The organism is Acinetobacter sp. 10FS3-1, from assembly GCF_013343215.1.
GTDB lineage: Bacteria > Pseudomonadota > Gammaproteobacteria > Pseudomonadales > Moraxellaceae > Acinetobacter > Acinetobacter lwoffii_C.
Genome location: NZ_CP039143.1, coordinates 258,189 through 275,600 on the forward strand (window position 1 = coordinate 258,189; position 17,412 = coordinate 275,600).

Sequence of the window (17,412 nt, forward strand, 5' to 3'; positions counted from 1 at the left end):
AATAAAAAAAGCCACCTCCGGGTGGCTTTTTTTATCCTTTTGTTACAAAACTCGCTTTAAGCTTTAATAAATTTCACATTTTTCCTATAGTGAAAATATAAGTACACAAATTCTTTCATTTTTCTAACGTAATAATTTACGAATATAACCTAGGGGAATTCATCTATGAAACTTATCCAAAAATTGCTGGCTCTCAGTGTATTTGTAGTGACCAGCCAAACGATGGCTGCACCGATGCCAAATACGATTGTGTTAGAAGACAAAGGTGTGGTGCCCATTGTTAAAACCCAGATTATTCGTACCATCAAAGGTCAGCAACCTGTACGCACCACGGAAGCCACGATTTTTGAAGTCTCAAATGGTGGTAAAGATCTGGTGGCGCGAGATGTAGTATTGGAAGACCAGGCTGGCCAATTTTCAGAGCAAAAAATGTCTATACCTGTGATTCAGCCGGGTAGCATAATTGTGCCTACCTCAAAAATTGAAATAAAATCAAAGGTTACTCAAGAGGGGGTCGTGCTTGCTGAAGCTAAGGCGATTGATGCTCAAGGGATAGAGTTAAAGAAAGGACAAGAGCCTGTGCGTAAAACGCTTCAGCTTGATCAATTCAAAGATCCGAACAGCACTGAGAGTATTACTCATGCGGTGGTTCAGGAGAATGGTACTACTACCAAGGATGTAGTTGTGCTGACAGAAGCAAAATAAGTCATCCCTACTGCTGTATTAAAAGCCTTAAATTAGTTGACGCTTTTTCTTTACAAATTTCAGCAATAGAACTTGTAATAGTAACATTTCACTGATTTTAAGTTCATTCTTATCATCTATGCTGTAAGAAATAGCCAAAAGGACAAATCTCATGAAAAAATATATGAGTATGATTGCAATTGCCTCACTATCTACCCTGATGTTGGCAGGTTGTGAAAGCATGAGTGCCTCTGAACAACGTATTGGGGCAGCGGCACTAGGCGGTGCTATTGGTGGTGGTGTAGGTAATAGTGTAGGTGGTGGTACTGGTGCAGCCATTGGCGGTGGTGCTGGTGCGGCCGTAGGAAGTAAATCTCAAAGTGGCTCGAACCGTAACGCGACTTATAGTGGTGTCGGTGGGGCAGTGGGCTCAGCTGTGGGTAAAAGTATCTTTGGTGGAAATGCCGGTGCTGCCATTGGCGGTGCAATTGGTGGCGGTGCAGGTGCTGCGATCGAACAGGAACGTCGTCGTTAAAACAGCGGTTGAGCAGAGCTAAAAGCGCCTTTATGGCGCTTTTATTTTATTTGGGCTTTGTTCGGGCCAGATCATTCAGCATGAGGTTTGGATTTGCTCTGCTTGCGCCGGATATAAACTGTTTTCTGGACTTCTGCAATGCGTACACCAGACTCATCATAAATATTGAGCTGGTAATGACGATAAACTGACTGGTGGTTGGCTGCCAGCTCAATAATTGCATTCACTTCTTCTGCAGAAATCCGGATATCGGCATGTACCGTGCCACGGCCTGGAGCCAAAAAACGAATCCAGGCTTCTTTATCCCAAACGATATATTTGGAGCCCAAATGGTGCATGAGCAGTAGCATATAAAAGGGATCCACCATGGAATACAGGCTACCGCCGAAATGGACCCCCACGATATTCTGGTTCTTGCCAGTTAAGGGCATTTTTACCCGGAGGTGATAATCCGCAAAGTTCATTTCATCAATCACAATGCCGGCACCCCGATAAGGGGGATAGTGATTCAGAATAAATTTGGAAATGAAAGGAAAACGCTGAATTTTTCGAAACAGGCTCATATTGATATTCATTTTTATTGTATAGCTCAGCATACTAGAACAACCCGCCTACGCTGGCAGTGATAAATTACATCAATTTGTAAATAGAATGATCAATAAAAATAAAGGAATTTGCTATGAATACATCAACCCATTGGGTGCAAACCAGTGATCAGCAACGCCTATGTGTCAAGACTTGGGGGCAGGCCGGGCAGCCCGCTCTGGTACTGATTCATGGTTATCCGGATCATCAGGCGGTATGGGAGCCGATTATTGCCTGTTTAAGCGAGAACTATTTTATTGTGAGTTACGATGTGCGTGGTGCAGGGGAGTCCAGTGTACCTGAAAAAATTCGTGACTATCGTTTGTCACGCTTAGCCCAAGACTTGCAAGAAATCGTCGATTCCGTTTTACCCGGACAGGCTTTTCATCTGGCAGCACACGATTGGGGCTCAATTCAGGCCTGGGAAGCAGTCACCAGCCCTGAATTTAAGGGGCGAATTCTATCTTATACAACCTTGTCAGGGCCTTGTCTGGATCATGCCGCTTTCTGGATGCGGAAGCAATTCAAGCAGAATCGGACAAATTTTTTAAAGCAGCTCAGCAAGTCCTGGTATATCGCTGCTTTTCAATTGCCTTGGCTGGCGCCTGCTGTCTGGAACTGTTTTAACCCGCAACGCTGGAATAAGGTCGTGAGCCATTTAGAGCATCGTCATGACTTGCCTTTAAATGAGAATATTGTCAAAGATGGCAAATATGGTATTAATCTGTATCGGGCCAATTTTTTACCCCGTTTAACCCGGCCTAGACAGCGTTTTGCTATTTGTCCTGTACAGGCCATCGTGCTGCAGTATGACAGCTTTGTGGGTCCGGATTTAGTCGATGAAATACAGGTTTGGGCAGAAGATTTCTCCCGGGTCGAACTGGCAGCCAATCATTGGGCGATTCTCAGCCAGCCAGAGAAAGTTGCTCATTATCTTGACCAGTTTATTCAGCAGAAATCGATTCAGGCCAATAAAATAGGGCGCGAAAAATCGTGACTGATGAAAGGATAAGGAGAGGAATTTTTATCCGGATTTTCTGATAAAATAGCCGTTTTCTCTTATTTTCAATTCATTATGTTCGCAATTCTTGCTGCTATTGGGGTCATGTTTGGACTCTCACTGGCGCGTGTGCCTGTGGTTTTTGCCTTGGTCATTGGTGCTGTTACGGGTGGTTTGCTGGCAGGCCTGGGTCTTCAGGGAACTTTAGATGCATTTAACAATGGTCTGGGTGGAGGCGCCAAAATTGCCCTGGCCTATGGTATTTTAGGTGCATTTGCCCTCGCTCTGGCACGTTCTGGACTGCCTGACTTGCTGGCTTATAAGATGATCAGCACCTTAAAAGGTGAGGTCTCCCTCAAGGCCCGAAACCGGGTGAAATATCTGATTTTCTGTACGGTCGCGATCTCGGCTATCTTCTCGCAAAATATGATTCCGGTACATATCGCTTTTATTCCGGTGCTAATTCCACCGTTATTGCTGGTATTTAATCATCTGAGTCTGGATCGCCGTTTAATTACCTGTCTGCTGACCTTTGGTCTGGTCGGTACCTATATGCTGGTTCCGGTCGGTTTTGGTGCCATCTTCCTGAATGATATTCTGGGTCAGAATATCAATACTTTTGGTAAGCCTTATGGTTTTGAGATCAGCTATGATCAGATCCCAAGAGCGATGGCGATCCCGGTCTTCGGGATGTTTGTGGGCCTTCTGGTGGCCATGTTTATCAGCTACCGCAAGCCGCGCTATTATCAGGATATTCATGTCGAAGAACAGCAGAGTATTTCGGGTGAATTGGGAATAGCAGAGCAGCAGGTCAAGCCGGAAATTTCAAAATTTACCATCTGGATGGCAGGCCTGGCTGTTGTTGCTACTCTGGCCGTACAGCTATATTCCGATTCAATGATTCTGGCGGGTCTGGTCGGTGTGGCGATTTTAAGCTGTGCCGGTATCTTTAAATGGAAAGAAGCGGATGATGTGATTATTACTGGTATGCGCATGATGGCGCTGGTCGGCTTTATCATGATTGCTGCACAAGGTTTTGCTGCGGTGATTGACGCGACGAACCAGATTCCCGCTCTGGTTGAAGCATCGGTCAACTGGATTGGTAACAGTCAGGCTCTGGCTGCCTTTTTGATGCTGTTGATTGGTCTGTTGATTACTTTGGGGATAGGCTCTTCATTTTCGACTGTGCCGATTCTGGCGATCATCTATGTGCCGCTGTGTATCCAGTTCGGCTTTAGTCCTGCTGCCACCATTGCTCTTATTGGCACTGCGGCTGCGCTGGGAGATGCAGGTTCTCCAGCCTCAGATTCGACTTTAGGACCAACCTCAGGCCTGAATATGGATGGTCAGCACGATCATATGAAAGACAGTGTGATCCCCACCTTTATCCATTTTAATATCCCTTTAATCATTTTTGGCTGGATTGCCGCCATGATCCTGTAAAGGGTTTAAATCTGCCCTAATTGATTTAGGGCAGATTTTATTTTAATTTTTAAAATGCATTTTAAATATATCTTTAAGTCTTTTTTAATTAAATCCTGAGTATTATAGTCTGAATAAAATCCTGTTTTTTATTATTGAAAATCTGAAAATATAAAACCAACCAATTTAGTCTATTTAAAATAAATTAATTTAAATAACAGTATCTTAGATAATATTGATTTTTTTGTATTATAATCACTATTGCATATTAATTCTCCTCGTGTTTATTATTAATTAATGATTGTTTTTTATAATTGATCTTCCAAAGGGGTGTTTTTAAATGTTAAAGCAAACTGCTCTAATTGTATTAATGGGTCTTTCTGCATCGGCAATGGCTGGCCAGTGGCAGGTCAAAGTAGGTGGTTCTGCAATTGCTCCAACTCAAGACAAACAGATCGCGAATGATACTATGACGGTAGAAGCTGATAGTGAGCTTGCTTTTACACCATCGGTAGAATATTTTTTTAATGATAACTTCTCGGCAGAGTTACTTTTAGCTACTCCAATTAGCCATGATGTAAATGTGACTGGTGCAGCAACAGCAGGTGTTAAATTAAAACATTTACCACCAACGATTACAGCTAAATATAATTTTAAAAATTCAACTGCTTTCACCCCCTATATCGGTGTAGGTGCGACAGCATTTATTCCTTGGGATGAGGAAGCTTCAGGAGATTTAGCGAATACTAAAGTTAAAGTTAAAGAGGACTTTGGCTATGCTGCTCAAATTGGTTTTAACTTTCAACCCGCAGATGCTAAAAATTGGGGTGTATTTGCAGATGTACGTTATGCAGACCTTAATCCAAAAGTTGAAACAGCAGTCGAAAATTTTAAATTAGATATTGATCCAGTAATCTATACACTAGGTTATAGCTACAAATTCTAAGCTTTCATAATTCGGATATGTTTTTCCAAAAGCCTCATCGTTGATGAGGCTTTTTTTTCAAAATAACAACGATTTATAACGAATTAAGATTGAGCAGATTGGCTATATCTAAATATATTAGAATCCATAAAGTAAATATTAATTGAATATGACTTCATAATAAGGAGAAAAATTGACATGAATTTTTTATTAAAGGGTCTTGTGATCGTAAGCTGTCTGATGGTCATGGAGAGCCATGCTGCCAGTTTTAATTGTAATAAAGCCGAGACAGTTACTGAAAAAGCCATTTGTCAGCATACTTCGCTCAATGATGCCGATGTCAAAATGAGTACAACTTATAATATTTTGCGCCGTCTGGTGCCGATGGGAACCCGTTCGGTAATTCAGAGAGACCAGGTGAAATGGCTGCAATTCCGTAATCGCTGTCGGGAATCGGTTTCCTGTTTAAGTCAGGTTTATACGATGCGCCAGCAGGAGCTGGATCTGCATTTTGAGCGGATTTACAGGTTGGGACCTTATTAAGATAAGGTCTAATTCAATTAAATTTATGCAAATGACTGCGCTAAAAGCGTTATGGCAGAAAAAATTTAAGTTTTTCTATTGAAAATTGGCCAACTCCCTCCATTCATATTGGCAACAGTTGTGATCTGTATTTAAAAATAAAAGGAGTGACCAATGAGCGAATCAAGCGCACAAAAACACAGCTTTCAGGCAGAAGTGGCCCAGTTACTACATCTTGTAACGCACTCCCTGTATTCCAATCCTGAAATTTTCCTGCGCGAACTCATTTCGAATGCTTCTGATGCCTGTGACAAATTACGTTTTGAAGGCATCAATCATCCTGAATATTATGAAAATGATCCTGATCTTCGGGTGCGTGTCAGTCTGGATGCAGACCATAAAACCATCACTATTTCGGATAATGGCATCGGTTTAAGCCAGCAGGAAGCCATTGATAACTTGGGTACGATTGCCAAATCAGGCACCAAAGACTTTATGTCCAAACTGACTGGTGATCAAAAATCCGATGCCCAGCTGATTGGTCAGTTTGGTGTGGGGTTCTATTCAGGTTTTATTGTGGCAGATAAAATCACGGTCGAATCACGCCGTGCGGGTGCAGACACATCTGAAGGCGTACGCTGGATCAGTGGAGGGACGGGTGAATTTGAGGTTGAGCAGATCACCAAAGAAAGCCGTGGTACTGATATCATCCTGCATTTGCGGGAAGATGCGCTTGAGTATCTGCAAAGCTATAAAGTGAAGCAGATTATCAATAAATATTCAGATCACATCAGCCTGCCAATCCAGATGCAAAAAGAAGTCTGGCAGGAAGAAGAGGCTGCTGAAGGTGAGACTGCTCAAGGCGGTCAATATGTGAAAACTGATGAATGGGAAGCGATTAACTCGGCCAGTGCTTTATGGACCCGTAACAAATCTGAAATTACCGAAGAACAATATATCGAGTTCTATAAAAACCTGACGCATGATTTCTCTGCACCTCTGGCTTGGGCGCATAACCGTGTAGAAGGCAGCACTGAATATACTCAACTGTTGTATATTCCAAGCAAGGCACCTCATGATATTTTCACCCGCGAAGCCAAAGCCGGGATCAAGCTGTATGTAAAACGTGTCTTCATTATGGATGAAGCAGATAACCTGATTCCCAACTACTTACGCTTTGTACACGGGGTGGTGGACAGTGCCGATCTGCCATTGAACGTTAGCCGTGAGTTGCTGCAGGAAAGCCGTGATGTCAAAACCATTCGTGAAGGCAATACCCGTCGCATCCTGACCACACTCGATGCTTTGGCGAAGTCTGAAGACGAAAAAGATCAGGAAAAATTCAAGACCTTCTATCAGGAATTTGGCGCCGTGCTGAAAGAAGGCTTAGGCGAAGATATGGGGAACCGCGACCGTATTTTAAAACTGCTGCGTTATGCCACATCGAATAATGATGAAGTAAGTACCTCATTGGCAGACTATAAAGCCGCTATGAAGGAAGGCCAGAAAGCGATTTATTATGTGACTGCTGATAGCTTGAATGCCGCGAAAAACTCTCCGCAACTGGAAGTGTTCAAGAAAAAAGGCATTGAAGTCTTGCTCATGACCGAACGTGTAGATGAATGGGCGATGAACTTCGTGCATGAATTTGAGGGTACACCGCTGCAAAATGTGTCTAAAGGCGCAGTTGATCTGGGTGATCTTCAGGATGCAGAAGAGAAAAAAGCACTGGAAGCAGCAGCAGCCCAGTTTAAGCCTGTGGTTGACAAGCTGACAGATTCACTCAAAGACAAGACCAAAGAAGTGCGGGTGACGACCCGTCTGGTTGACTCTCCAGCCTGTCTGGTCACCGGAGAAGGCGAACTCTCACCGCAGCTGATCCGCATGCTAAAAGATGCAGGCCAGCCGGTTCCTGATATCAAGCCAATTCTAGAAATTAACCCGGAACATCCATTGGTGAAAAAACTGGAAGCTTCCAAGCAGTTTGATGATCTGGCCAATGTGATCTTTGATCAGGCCGTGATTGCTGAAGGTGGTCTGCCTGAAGATCCGGCTGAATACGTTAAGCGTATTAACAGCCTGTTGCTGGCTTAAGTCGATCAGTTCATCAGGTTAAAATCCCTCTTCGGAGGGATTTTCTGTTTCGATGCCAGCTTAAGTGCTGGCATGATCGAGCAACAGGAGCGGCTAGAAAAATACCCCAGTTTGATGAGCTCAATGTAGGGGAGATTTGACCTCGGGTAGCGCTGGAAGGAAGAAATATGCCGCTAAAATAAATAGGGTACCGCCTTATTTTGCGAGCAGTTTGTCCTCAGGATCAGGCTACAATCCATGGTCTTAAGGGGCCGAGGTAGCCTTAAAAATTCGGTTCTGTCGGGTCATCAATAGATAAGGTGCTGGATATTTTAAAATAAAGCTTCCAGACGGACTGAGGCACCCGGATAATGGCTGCGGTTGTCGCGATGATCATTCAAGTAGTTGACATCAGTTTGGACAAAGAACCATTCACGTAAAAAAGGTTGTCTCCAGGACAGATAAGGTCCCCAGCGATTCAGACGCAGGTCATTGTCATTTAAATAACCTCCGCTATAGATTCCATAACTAAAACGATTGTCCTTGAAGAACTGATGCTGCCTAAATAGATAGTTATCCCATTTTAAATCATCATCTTGCTCATCTGCATAAGTCAGGCTGAATTGATTGGACAGAAAGGCCTGATTTGGACGGGCATGTGTCAGTTCAAGGTTGGTTCTTAAGTAGTTTTCACTTTGAATTCCATAACGGTAAATCTGTTCAGCATAGAAAAAATAATCGTTGTCCATGGTCCACTGTTTACTGACTTTGGCACGTGCATATAAGTCATCGCCTGAGCGCAGACCCAGATCCAGATCGGTTTCAAAAGGCAGACGCTCGGAAAATTCGGACCAGCGTAAAGCGAAGGAGGTATTTTCTTCCCGGCTACGTTTAGTATCCAGGCCGTGATTATCGGGATTACTCAAATTTTCGTTGGTAATGGCCACATTGCTGTCCAGCTCATTGTCCAGACTATCATCACCAAACACCAGACTCAGTTTGCGCTCCATGGTGGGCAACTTGATTTTTCCACGGATACGCGGCTTGATTTCATAATCTTCATATTTATCCCAGCTATTGTCCAGGATAACTCTCAAGCTGGCTTTGGCAGGCTGATCGGGATGGGGCTGACCAAACCAGTTATCAATTTTGAGCGCGGTACGATCAGCCCATTCTCGTACCGTTTTTTGTTTCTGGTCGGCCCAAGAGTTGTTTTCTGTCTGCTCTGTCGCGAGCACAATTGCGTCACTTGACTGTTCAGGAAGAAGAGTCGGTGTGGCATCAATCAGGCGTGGGATCTGGTTCAGTAAGCCCGAGGGTGCCGATTTTTCCGGGTCAGGGAGAGGATTTGAATCGCTAAGCGTAGTTGAATTTGCCCAGAGCGCAAAGCTGGCCATGCCCAAGCTAAATGAGACAAATAAGATTCGCGTAATTTTATTAATTTGCATGAGAGATTTTTTGCTCTTATATATTCTTGCTTCAATAATAGTTTTCTAAAAAATAAGGAAAAAAAGCAAGGTGAAACTACAAAATAACATCAATTATTCAGTGATTTGAGTAAGAATTTCAGTATACAGGGTGTGTACAGAGAGAGGTTGGGGCAGACTCAAAATAATCTGGTGGATCTTCTGCCAGTTGAGATGCTTACTGCGTTTCAGGAGTAAATATGGATAAGTTTTTTCTTGCGGGTTCAGGGACAGGCGTTGCTCACCATGAATGACCCGGATTTTTTGATGTTCCTGCAACAATAAAAGTGGAGTAGAAAAATCTGCCGGGGTTTCCTCAAACTGGATAAACTTAGAGGTATGGATTGAGGAAGCGGGGATAAAAGGCAGATAGGAAGCGTGGGTCCAGCAGGTTTCAGCCTGATCATGATAGAGGTTATATAAGAGATCAAACTGGGTAAAAATCTGCGCAATATCTGTCCATTGAATGGATTTAATGGCAATACAGTGTCGCTTGTATAAACTTTCCCAGTGTTCTATACACTGCTGTGCCTGTTGCAGGCTGGAAGTACCCAGAAGCATCAGGTATTTCAACCATTGCCCATGTTCATCTACCTGCTCAATTAAATACACGGGCTGGTTTTGCCACTGATCTTCGGCTGCATAATATAGGGCCAGATCGACATGCCACGGTGCGACAATAGGATCCAGCTCTAGTTTACATAAGCGCGCCAGATCAGAGATTTCCAGAGGCCGTACCTGCCTGCGCCTGCATATTAGCAAGTTGCAGGTTGAGTGGAAAGTTAACCTCTTCATACGACACAGCTGTATTCGGGTGTGGCAAAGAGGTTTGCTGCATGCTTAGGGGAGATGCCTGAGTTTCGGAGCTTTCCTGTACAACTTGTGAGAGCAGGGGAATAGTCTGTATCCCTCTGGTTAAAGCATGTACAGGTGATGGGGAATCGCTCAAATGATAAGAGGAAATTTCCTGGGTAGCAGGCTGTTCAGCGAAAGGAATGAGTAGGCCCGAAGGTATGCGCTGTTGATCTGGTTTTAAATCAAAGCGGGGGTGCTGCAATAGCCAGTGATAGCAGCTTTCCAGATCATTCCAAGGACTGTGCTGCGGCTCCATCTCGGCCGATGGCATAAACCAGAGCTGCCAGCCTTGCTGAGGATGATGTAAAAATGCCCAGCCTGCTACAGAAAAAGCCTTCAAACTGCGTATGAGCTCAGTGTCTTTGTGGAAATAGCCACGAAAACTGAGTTGATAAGAGGTGGTGGCCACAAACTGATAGGCGGCCAGTTCGGGTTGGGTACGGCTTTTGAAAGCAAAAATCTGGCTTTTAAAAATAGGTTCATCACACAAATTAAAAATGTCATGAATTCTTTTCTTGGCGCAGGCGGTTTCATATAGGCTGAGGGAGTCATGATCCAGTGCCTGTTCTAATTCATGTAATTCTTTAATCAGTTTTGCCTTTACTAAAGCATTCATTTTATTTCTCTAGACATGTTTCAGCGCTTGGTCCAAAGCCTGTGCTAGCAATATATTGGTGGCCAGTTCTATCAGTTTGTATTCTGCGGAATGAGGATCGTTATAACGTTTAGCCATTTCAATTAAATGATCAATAGAAATCATTTGAGGTGTGACTTTTCCTTGAACCAAAGCTTGAAGTGTATGCATGGCAAAATTTAAATAATAAAGTAAATTTATAAGAGTTGTAGATTCATTAAATCATACAATAACTCAGAACTGATGTTGAGTACTTTTCCTGCAATTTTAAATGAATATAAGTTAATAAAAGTGATAAAAATCAATAGAAAATATAAAAAGTGGGGAGAGGTTGATATTTTGAGAAAATTCTTCTTTTATTTGGGCATCATTTGCCCGGTTTGAGTATAAAAAAACAGGCTGAAAATTCAGCCTGTACACATGAAAAATACCTGAGTATTAAGCTGCTTTTTCATCTTCTGCAGGGGTAGGCTCTGTCTGCACGGTTTCAGTCTCAGCTTTTTTCACAGGAAAGTCTGGCAGATAAACCATTTGTGCAATTTGAGCTGAGGCTTGAATAGAAACAGCCATGATTGCAGTAGCCAAAGCAAATTTAAGCATGTTCATAAGTTGACCTTTAAGATAAGCATGTCCAACAGCGTGAACAGAATGAATGGGAGAGTGAAATAACGTAGAAATCATATCAAATGGCAATTATTAAAAAATGATCAATTCGGCAAAATGTAAAATTTTTTGAAAAATAATACTTTTAAAACAATGAATTAGAATGTTTGCTCTATACTTCAAGTCTGATTTTATAGGCTTTTTATACTTGTAAAGAGAGATAAAAGTGCAAGGTAATAGAGAGACTCTTAGAGAAGCTCCAAGTAGAAGCAAACCCGATTTTATTGTATTGTTTGAACCCTGTAAGCGTTTGCTATAGCTTGTTTAATAAACAACGTACAGCCTGAAAAACAGTCTAAGATAACCCTTCATTCATGTTTACAGTGAGTTTTATCATGGCAATTGCAAAGGTCGTTGAAGTCAACTCCAGTAGTAATAAGAGTTTTGAGGATGCCATCCAAACTGGCATTGCAAAGGTCACGGAAACCGTCAAGAATGTTCAGGGAGCTTGGATTAATGAGCAGAAAGTTGTAATTAAAGACAATAAAATTACCGAATACCGCGTCAATCTCAAGATTAGTTTTCTGGTTGATTAAATGTGAATAAAGCGCGGTACCATTGAATAATTATTATAAAAAATCCCCAGCTTGAATGGGGATTTTTTAGTGGAGCCTATTTATTCAGGCTGGTTGGGTAGGTCACAAGCGTCAGCAGAGCACTGCTCAGCAGAACCAGTGGATGGTGTTTCCAAGGCTTTGGCCAAAACCTGCAAGAAGACTTCTTTGGGCTGTGCACCTGCCAGGGCAATACGCTGATCAAAGACAAAGAACGGGACACCAGTCACTTTGAGCTGGTCACGCGCGATTTCCTGATCATACTGTACGAAGTCCGCATATTCATCTGAGTCTAGTAGATCATCGACTTCAACCGGGTTCAGGCCAATCCGGGCAGCGACATCTTCCAGGGTTTCACGCTCGCCAATCGCCAGACCTTGTGTCATATAGCTATAGAAGAAGGCTTCCTGGGCTTCATTGCCCAAACCTTTGCTTTGGGCCAGATGAATAATACGATGTGCATTCAGGGTATTGCCAGAATTGGCACCTTCCCAGTTAAATTCAATTCCTTCCGCCTTGGCCATCTCGGCGATATTACGCTGCATGTCTTCAACTTCGGCAACTGAACGGCCATATTTTTGGGCCAGACGCTCCGAGTTGGAAATTTCCTGACGAGGCGGTGCTTCCGGGTCGAGCTGAAAGCTGTGCCAATGTAGCTCAAGTTCAATCCCGGCTTCTTCGGCAGCGGCTTCCAGACGTTTTTTACCAATATAACAAAACGGACAGACTACATCTGACCAAATATCTACGCGCATAGCATGTCTCTGATTTGACTCTTGAGTTCAGTATGAGGGTGAAGAATCGGAATTTAAAGTCCTCCAGCAAAAGTGCCCGCATCTGTAGCTCAAATAACAGCACCAGCATGGCAGGGTTTAAACCTGGGGGGAATAAAAAAACGCCCCGCAGGGCGTTTTTAAATGGTTCGCTTCTTTAGCTTATGCTGTTTTAACTGCAACTTCTGCAGTCAGCATATGACCATATTCTTCAAAGTTAGAATGCCACGCCAATGCTTCACGAAGCAGATGAGGGGTATGGCCGCCTTTTGCACAGGCACGGTCGAAGTAGTCGTTCAGGGCATCACGGTACATTGGATGTGCACAGTTGTCGATGATCGCACGCGCACGTTCACGTGGAGCAAGGCCGCGCAGGTCAGCAAGTCCCTGTTCTGTGACCAGAATGTCTACATCATGCTCAGCATGGTCAATGTGAGAGGCAAATGGAACCACAGAAGAGATGTCGCCACCTTTTGCTACTGATTTGGTCACAAAGATCGCCAGGTGCGCATTACGTGCAAAGTCACCTGAACCGCCAATACCGTTCATCATTTTGGTACCACAAACGTGAGTCGAGTTGACGTTACCGTAAATATCAAACTCAAGCGCAGTGTTGATGCCGATAATACCTAAACGGCGAACCAGTTCAGGATGGTTAGAGATTTCTTGTGGACGAAGAACCAGTTTGTCTTTGTAGTGTTCCAGGTTGTTAAATACTTTCTCGCCGTATTTTGCAGAAAGTGTAATTGAAGAGCCTGAAGCAAATTTCATTTTACCTGCATCGATCAATTCGAAAGTACAGTCTTGCAGTACTTCTGAATACATCACCAGATCTTCAAAGTTAGATTCTTTCAGACCCGTCAATACAGCGTTAGCGATTGAGCCGATACCTGCCTGAAGCGGGCCAAGGTTTTTCGGTAAACGCTTTTCAGCCACTTCTTGTTCAAAGAAAGCGATCAGGTGGTTTGCAATAGACTGAGTCTCATCATCGGGTGCAGTCACAGTAGATGGAGAGTCATGGAATTCGCTGTTAAATACGATACCTACAATTTTTGAAGGATCGATGTTGATTGCATGTGTACCAATACGCTCGTCCACTTGAGTCAATGGAATTGCTTGGCGTGTTGGACGATATGTCGGAATGTAGATATCGTGCAAGCCTTCAAATGCCGGGCTGAGGTTGGTGTTGATTTCTACAATCACTTTTTCTGCAAAAATTGCAAAGCTTGCAGAGTTACCAACAGATGTTGTTGGAATGATGCCGCCATCTTCAGTAATCGCAACAGCTTCAATGACCGCAACATCCGGCTTTTTCAATTGCAGGTTACGCATTTGTTCAACAGTTTCAGACAAGTGCTGGTCAATGAACATGACTTCGCCATTGTTAATGGCTTTACGTAAGGTATTGTCTACCTGGAAAGGTAAACGGCGTGCCAATACGCCTGCTTCAGTCAGTTGTTTGTCAAGATCGTTACCGAGCGAGGCACCAGTAATCAGGGTGATTTTTAATGGATTGGTTTTTGCACGTTGTACCAAAGCCAAAGGAACTGCCTTAGCTTCGCCAGCGCGAGTAAAGCCACTCATACCCACAGTCATGCCATCTTCGATGAATGCAGCGGCTTGTTCTGGGCTGATGACTTTGTTGTGGAGGGAGGCTAAACGGATACGATCTAAAGACATTTCAACTCTCATTAATTCTTAAACTATGATACGGATTGTACCGATCAAAAAAAACATTTTGCATAGGTGTTAGGCTAAGGTCTAATTTTTTAACGAAATGTAGGTATAAGAATATTTGATGTTTTTTAAGTTGTTGAATTAAATGCATATAAAATACATTGTATAGAAAAGCTAAAAAATCAACTGATCATTTTTTATGCTAATCTTAAAAATGCTCAGTGAGCGTTTGTCGGATTTTATCGAGCGTACTCGCAGGGGTAGAAGCGTCTGAATCAGGTTTGTGCAAAGGAAGGGAAATAACAGCTTCCAGCCCCCCTTCGGGGCGATTATGGATATGCAGCTCACCGGCATGAATATCGACAATACGCTTTACAATGGCCAGGCCCAAGCCGCTTCCTTGTACAGTGCGGGCAGAATTACCCCGGACAAAAGGCTGCATAAGTGCTTCGATCTGATCTTCAGGAATTCCTTCGCCATGGTCTGCCACAGAAATGAGCAGACGGTCGCCTTTTGAAAACGCAGAAAGTTCGATCGGCTCGGCACCATAGCGTTTTGAATTGTTAATCAGGTTGCCAATCAAGCGTTTCAGGGACATGCTACGCACCTGAATCAGTGGAATGTCTTGAGGACTAAAATGGATGTCTAAGGGCTTAAACTGGGTGACCAGCTCCTGCAGCAGGGCGTTGACATTGGTATCTTGTAAATCTTCATCTGAGCCGTCGCGCATATAGGAAATAAACTGGTTCAGAATTGCATCCATGTCTTCGACATCGTAAATCAGGCCTTCTTTTAAAAAGTCCTCATCGGGCATCATTTCTGCACTTAGGCGAATGCGGGTAAGCGGGGTACGCAAGTCATGCGAGATGCCGGCCAGCATAATCCGGCGATCACGTTCGGTCTGATCCAGCGTATAAATCATCTGGTTAAAGGCATGGTTCACCTGGCGGATTTCGAGTGGTCCGTGATTGGTATCCAGATAGGGCGCCGATCCACTATTGCTATAGCTGTTGGCTGCTTCTTGCAAGCGGCGTAGCGGGCGGTTTAACTGGCGTACCAGGATCAGAATAATAATCCCGGCAATGAGCGGTGTTCCCAGCAGCCAGCCCCATATCAGCTCAGGACTATAGTTGGCATAGGTTTTTAAAGGCTCACGTACCCAATTGCCATCCATTTCAGGTGTTTGGATCCAGATCTGCGGACTTGGCTTAAACTGGAAATAGACGGTGGCCTGCTCGATTCTTAACTCTTTGGCCAGCTTTGTTTCAATCTGGTTGGTAAAAAACTCCGCAATGACTTTTTCCCTAATATTGGGATATTCCGCCGGATCAGTGATGTACTCGATACCAAGACGATTTTTTAGATAGGCATCAATATCCACTTGCTGATCATTATGATACAGGCGTAGATTCGGGTTGTTCAGGATTTCCAGTTCAACTGCCAAATAGCGTGCATGCTGCTGGATTTCAGGCAGATACAGGGTACGCCAGAAAAACCAGATCGACATAAACAGGCTGAACAGCACCACAAAAACCACCAGCACCGTGGTGCGCAGGGCGGCGGAACGGGGTTTGATTTTGTCTAAAAAGCGTTCCCAGCGGGTGCGTTTTTTTTCCGAGTAACGGACAAAGTCGGTAAATTCTTGCGGGTCGATGGGGTCGAGTTTCACTGAGCAATCCTGTGCTATGACTTCAGCAAATTATGATGAGTCAATTAAAAGTCCTTATCCTAGCGGAGTTAAACTGCCTGGAATTGAGATAAAGGTTGAAAGCTTCGGTTCAACCTACTGTTGTTTTGGCAAAAGTAGGCACAACCATCTTGCGGAGCAGTACTGCTCATCGCAAAACCCGTCAAATTGCAGCAAATCCTCACTGTGTCGTAGAAACATTAGAGATAAATACTTCCTGCTTTAAACAGTTGCGAATGAGTTTGTCACGCAATTCAAAATCAGAAATATAGCTACGGACAACTCATCCTGTTTTTTCTGATACGAAAAAATTACTCTGCACCATCTGGAACAAAGACATAACCTACCCCCCACACCGTTTGAATATAACGCGCACGGGCTGGATTCTCTTCCACCAGACGACGCAAACGGGACACCTGAACATCAATCGAGCGTTCCATCGCGCCCCATTCACGGCCACGCGCCAGATTCATCAGCTTGTCACGGGTCAAAGGCTCACGCGGATGTTGTACCAAGGCTTTGAGTACGGCAAACTCACCCGTGGTTAAAGTGACCACTTGACCTTCACGAGTCAGGGTACGAGTAGACAGATCCAGAGACCATGGACCGAAGCTCACCACTTCCATCTGCTGGCTTGGTGCGCCAGGAACCTCACGCACCTGACGGCGTAAAACCGCACGAATACGTGCCAGTAGTTCATTCGGGTTAAACGGTTTTGGCAGATAGTCATCGGCGCCGGCTTCCAGACCCGCAATACGATCTGAATCACTGCCACGTGCGGTTAGCATAATAATTGGCGTATCGATATTGGACTGGCGTAAACGACGACAGATACTCAGGCCATCTTCCACCGGCAGCATAAAGTCGAGCACAATCAGAGAAAATAATTCCCGCTGTAAAAGCCGATCCATTTGGGTTGCATCATGTGCGGTTTTGACTACAAAGCCTTTATCTTCCAAAAAGCGTTGTAGCAGGGTGCGCAGACGCACGTCATCATCGACAACCAGGATGCGTTCGACTCGGTCGGTTTCGCTTTGTACGGCATCGGTTTTTTCAGCAGGTACCACTAAATTCATGAGATGCTCCTTATTCTTTATTGTCGTCGTAAACAAAACTGAAAACAGGCGTTGAGTATACGATTCATAACTATTCATTGACTATGCTCTAAAGCACCAAATATTGCAGTTAAAATCAAGACATAGATACCAAATATATACATCTAAATTGAAAAAAAATGCGCTTGGACTCCAGATAAAAAACAAAGTTCATGCAAACTTTATCAGGAAAAGCAGAAAATGCAGCACTGCTTGAGATGGCTATTGCATAAATTAATGAAAACAGTTGTGGATTTTATAGT

General features: G+C 43.8%; 18 protein-coding genes. 8 read left to right on the forward strand and 10 right to left on the reverse strand.

Going from position 1 to position 17,412, the window contains the following annotated elements; translation table 11 throughout:
- Positions 1-165: 165 nt before the first annotated feature.
- Positions 166-705: a hypothetical protein gene (locus E5Y90_RS01220; protein ID WP_174659173.1), complete on the forward strand. Its 540-nt coding sequence runs from the start codon at positions 166-168 to the stop codon at positions 703-705.
- 151 nt (positions 706-856) lie between these two features.
- A complete protein-coding gene (locus E5Y90_RS01225) occupies positions 857-1,219 on the forward strand; it encodes a DNA transfer protein p32 (protein WP_151207419.1) in 363 nt (120 codons plus the stop codon).
- A 71-nt stretch (positions 1,220-1,290) separates the two neighbouring features.
- On the opposite strand, the gene E5Y90_RS01230 is transcribed toward E5Y90_RS01225, so the two are convergent.
- Positions 1,291-1,782: a DUF4442 domain-containing protein gene (locus tag E5Y90_RS01230; RefSeq protein ID WP_174659174.1), complete on the reverse strand. Its 492-nt coding sequence runs from the start codon at positions 1,780-1,782 to the stop codon at positions 1,291-1,293.
- Positions 1,783-1,898: 116 nt separating this feature from the next.
- Between E5Y90_RS01230 and E5Y90_RS01235 the strand changes: the two genes are divergently transcribed.
- From E5Y90_RS01235 to htpG, 5 genes are all read left to right on the forward strand, one after another.
- On the forward strand, positions 1,899-2,801 hold the full coding sequence (locus tag E5Y90_RS01235) for an alpha/beta fold hydrolase (protein ID WP_174659175.1): 903 nt from the start codon (positions 1,899-1,901) through the stop codon (positions 2,799-2,801).
- A 78-nt stretch (positions 2,802-2,879) separates the two neighbouring features.
- On the forward strand, positions 2,880-4,247 hold the full coding sequence (locus E5Y90_RS01240; protein WP_151207413.1) for a Na+/H+ antiporter family protein: 1,368 nt from the start codon (positions 2,880-2,882) through the stop codon (positions 4,245-4,247).
- Between the two features lie 319 nt (positions 4,248-4,566).
- Positions 4,567-5,172: an OmpW/AlkL family protein gene (locus E5Y90_RS01245; protein WP_151205013.1), complete on the forward strand. Its 606-nt coding sequence runs from the start codon at positions 4,567-4,569 to the stop codon at positions 5,170-5,172.
- Between the two features lie 177 nt (positions 5,173-5,349).
- Complete coding sequence (locus E5Y90_RS01250) at positions 5,350-5,694, forward strand: lysozyme inhibitor LprI family protein (protein WP_174659176.1); 345 nt, start codon at positions 5,350-5,352, stop codon at positions 5,692-5,694.
- Between the two features lie 153 nt (positions 5,695-5,847).
- Entirely contained in the window at positions 5,848-7,767 is a 1,920-nt protein-coding gene (gene htpG, locus E5Y90_RS01255; protein ID WP_174659177.1) for a molecular chaperone HtpG, read from the forward strand.
- 311 nt (positions 7,768-8,078) lie between these two features.
- On the opposite strand, the gene E5Y90_RS01260 is transcribed toward htpG, so the two are convergent.
- From E5Y90_RS01260 to E5Y90_RS01275, 5 genes are all read right to left on the reverse strand, one after another.
- On the reverse strand, positions 8,079-9,194 hold the full coding sequence (locus E5Y90_RS01260; RefSeq protein ID WP_174659178.1) for a hypothetical protein: 1,116 nt from the start codon (positions 9,192-9,194) through the stop codon (positions 8,079-8,081).
- Between the two features lie 93 nt (positions 9,195-9,287).
- Positions 9,288-9,974 carry a hypothetical protein gene (locus tag E5Y90_RS17425; RefSeq protein ID WP_228723966.1) on the reverse strand — a complete coding sequence of 229 codons (687 nt, stop codon included), beginning with the start codon at positions 9,972-9,974 and terminating at the stop codon, positions 9,288-9,290.
- Positions 9,928-10,683, reverse strand: coding sequence for a hypothetical protein (locus tag E5Y90_RS17430; RefSeq protein ID WP_228723967.1), 756 nt, complete (start codon positions 10,681-10,683; stop codon positions 9,928-9,930). Before E5Y90_RS17430 ends, E5Y90_RS17425 begins: the two co-directional genes overlap by 47 nt.
- A gap of 9 nt (positions 10,684-10,692) precedes the next feature.
- Positions 10,693-10,872 carry a hypothetical protein gene (locus tag E5Y90_RS01270; RefSeq protein WP_151205004.1) on the reverse strand — a complete coding sequence of 60 codons (180 nt, stop codon included), beginning with the start codon at positions 10,870-10,872 and terminating at the stop codon, positions 10,693-10,695.
- A 267-nt stretch (positions 10,873-11,139) separates the two neighbouring features.
- Entirely contained in the window at positions 11,140-11,307 is a 168-nt protein-coding gene (locus E5Y90_RS01275) for a hypothetical protein (protein ID WP_174659179.1), read from the reverse strand.
- 392 nt (positions 11,308-11,699) lie between these two features.
- Here E5Y90_RS01275 and E5Y90_RS01280 point away from each other — a divergent pair, with 392 nt between their 5' ends.
- Complete coding sequence (locus E5Y90_RS01280) at positions 11,700-11,900, forward strand: dodecin family protein (RefSeq protein WP_151205002.1); 201 nt, start codon at positions 11,700-11,702, stop codon at positions 11,898-11,900.
- Between the two features lie 80 nt (positions 11,901-11,980).
- Here the strand turns inward: E5Y90_RS01280 and E5Y90_RS01285 are convergent, their stop codons facing one another.
- From E5Y90_RS01285 to ompR, 4 genes are all read right to left on the reverse strand, one after another.
- Positions 11,981-12,673: a DsbA family oxidoreductase gene (locus E5Y90_RS01285; protein ID WP_174659180.1), complete on the reverse strand. Its 693-nt coding sequence runs from the start codon at positions 12,671-12,673 to the stop codon at positions 11,981-11,983.
- A 180-nt stretch (positions 12,674-12,853) separates the two neighbouring features.
- The gene (locus tag E5Y90_RS01290) at positions 12,854-14,371 is read right to left on the reverse strand and encodes an acetyl-CoA hydrolase/transferase family protein (protein WP_174659181.1); all 1,518 of its coding nucleotides are present in this window, start codon (positions 14,369-14,371) and stop codon (positions 12,854-12,856) included.
- A 205-nt stretch (positions 14,372-14,576) separates the two neighbouring features.
- Entirely contained in the window at positions 14,577-16,037 is a 1,461-nt protein-coding gene (locus E5Y90_RS01295; protein ID WP_174659182.1) for an ATP-binding protein, read from the reverse strand.
- Between the two features lie 329 nt (positions 16,038-16,366).
- Positions 16,367-17,131 carry a two-component system response regulator OmpR gene (gene ompR, locus E5Y90_RS01300; RefSeq protein WP_151207397.1) on the reverse strand — a complete coding sequence of 255 codons (765 nt, stop codon included), beginning with the start codon at positions 17,129-17,131 and terminating at the stop codon, positions 16,367-16,369.
- Between the last annotated feature and the right edge of the window lie 281 nt (positions 17,132-17,412).

What these genes read in the sequence shown, in the direction of transcription:
- E5Y90_RS01220 (WP_174659173.1), top strand. Translation starts at nt 166, where the DNA reads ATGAAACTTATCCAAAAATTGCTGGCTCTCAGTGTATTTGTAGTGACC.
- E5Y90_RS01225 (WP_151207419.1), top strand. Translation starts at nt 857, where the DNA reads ATGAAAAAATATATGAGTATGATTGCAATTGCCTCACTATCTACCCTG.
- E5Y90_RS01230 (WP_174659174.1), bottom strand. Translation starts at nt 1,782, where the DNA reads ATGAGCCTGTTTCGAAAAATTCAGCGTTTTCCTTTCATTTCCAAATTT.
- E5Y90_RS01235 (WP_174659175.1), top strand. Translation starts at nt 1,899, where the DNA reads ATGAATACATCAACCCATTGGGTGCAAACCAGTGATCAGCAACGCCTA.
- E5Y90_RS01240 (WP_151207413.1), top strand. Translation starts at nt 2,880, where the DNA reads ATGTTCGCAATTCTTGCTGCTATTGGGGTCATGTTTGGACTCTCACTG.
- E5Y90_RS01245 (WP_151205013.1), top strand. Translation starts at nt 4,567, where the DNA reads ATGTTAAAGCAAACTGCTCTAATTGTATTAATGGGTCTTTCTGCATCG.
- E5Y90_RS01250 (WP_174659176.1), top strand. Translation starts at nt 5,350, where the DNA reads ATGAATTTTTTATTAAAGGGTCTTGTGATCGTAAGCTGTCTGATGGTC.
- htpG (WP_174659177.1), top strand. Translation starts at nt 5,848, where the DNA reads ATGAGCGAATCAAGCGCACAAAAACACAGCTTTCAGGCAGAAGTGGCC.
- E5Y90_RS01260 (WP_174659178.1), bottom strand. Translation starts at nt 9,194, where the DNA reads ATGCAAATTAATAAAATTACGCGAATCTTATTTGTCTCATTTAGCTTG.
- E5Y90_RS17430 (WP_228723967.1), bottom strand. Translation starts at nt 10,683, where the DNA reads ATGAATGCTTTAGTAAAGGCAAAACTGATTAAAGAATTACATGAATTA.
- E5Y90_RS01270 (WP_151205004.1), bottom strand. Translation starts at nt 10,872, where the DNA reads ATGCATACACTTCAAGCTTTGGTTCAAGGAAAAGTCACACCTCAAATG.
- E5Y90_RS01275 (WP_174659179.1), bottom strand. Translation starts at nt 11,307, where the DNA reads ATGAACATGCTTAAATTTGCTTTGGCTACTGCAATCATGGCTGTTTCT.
- E5Y90_RS01280 (WP_151205002.1), top strand. Translation starts at nt 11,700, where the DNA reads ATGGCAATTGCAAAGGTCGTTGAAGTCAACTCCAGTAGTAATAAGAGT.
- E5Y90_RS01285 (WP_174659180.1), bottom strand. Translation starts at nt 12,673, where the DNA reads ATGCGCGTAGATATTTGGTCAGATGTAGTCTGTCCGTTTTGTTATATT.
- E5Y90_RS01290 (WP_174659181.1), bottom strand. Translation starts at nt 14,371, where the DNA reads ATGTCTTTAGATCGTATCCGTTTAGCCTCCCTCCACAACAAAGTCATC.
- ompR (WP_151207397.1), bottom strand. Translation starts at nt 17,131, where the DNA reads ATGAATTTAGTGGTACCTGCTGAAAAAACCGATGCCGTACAAAGCGAA.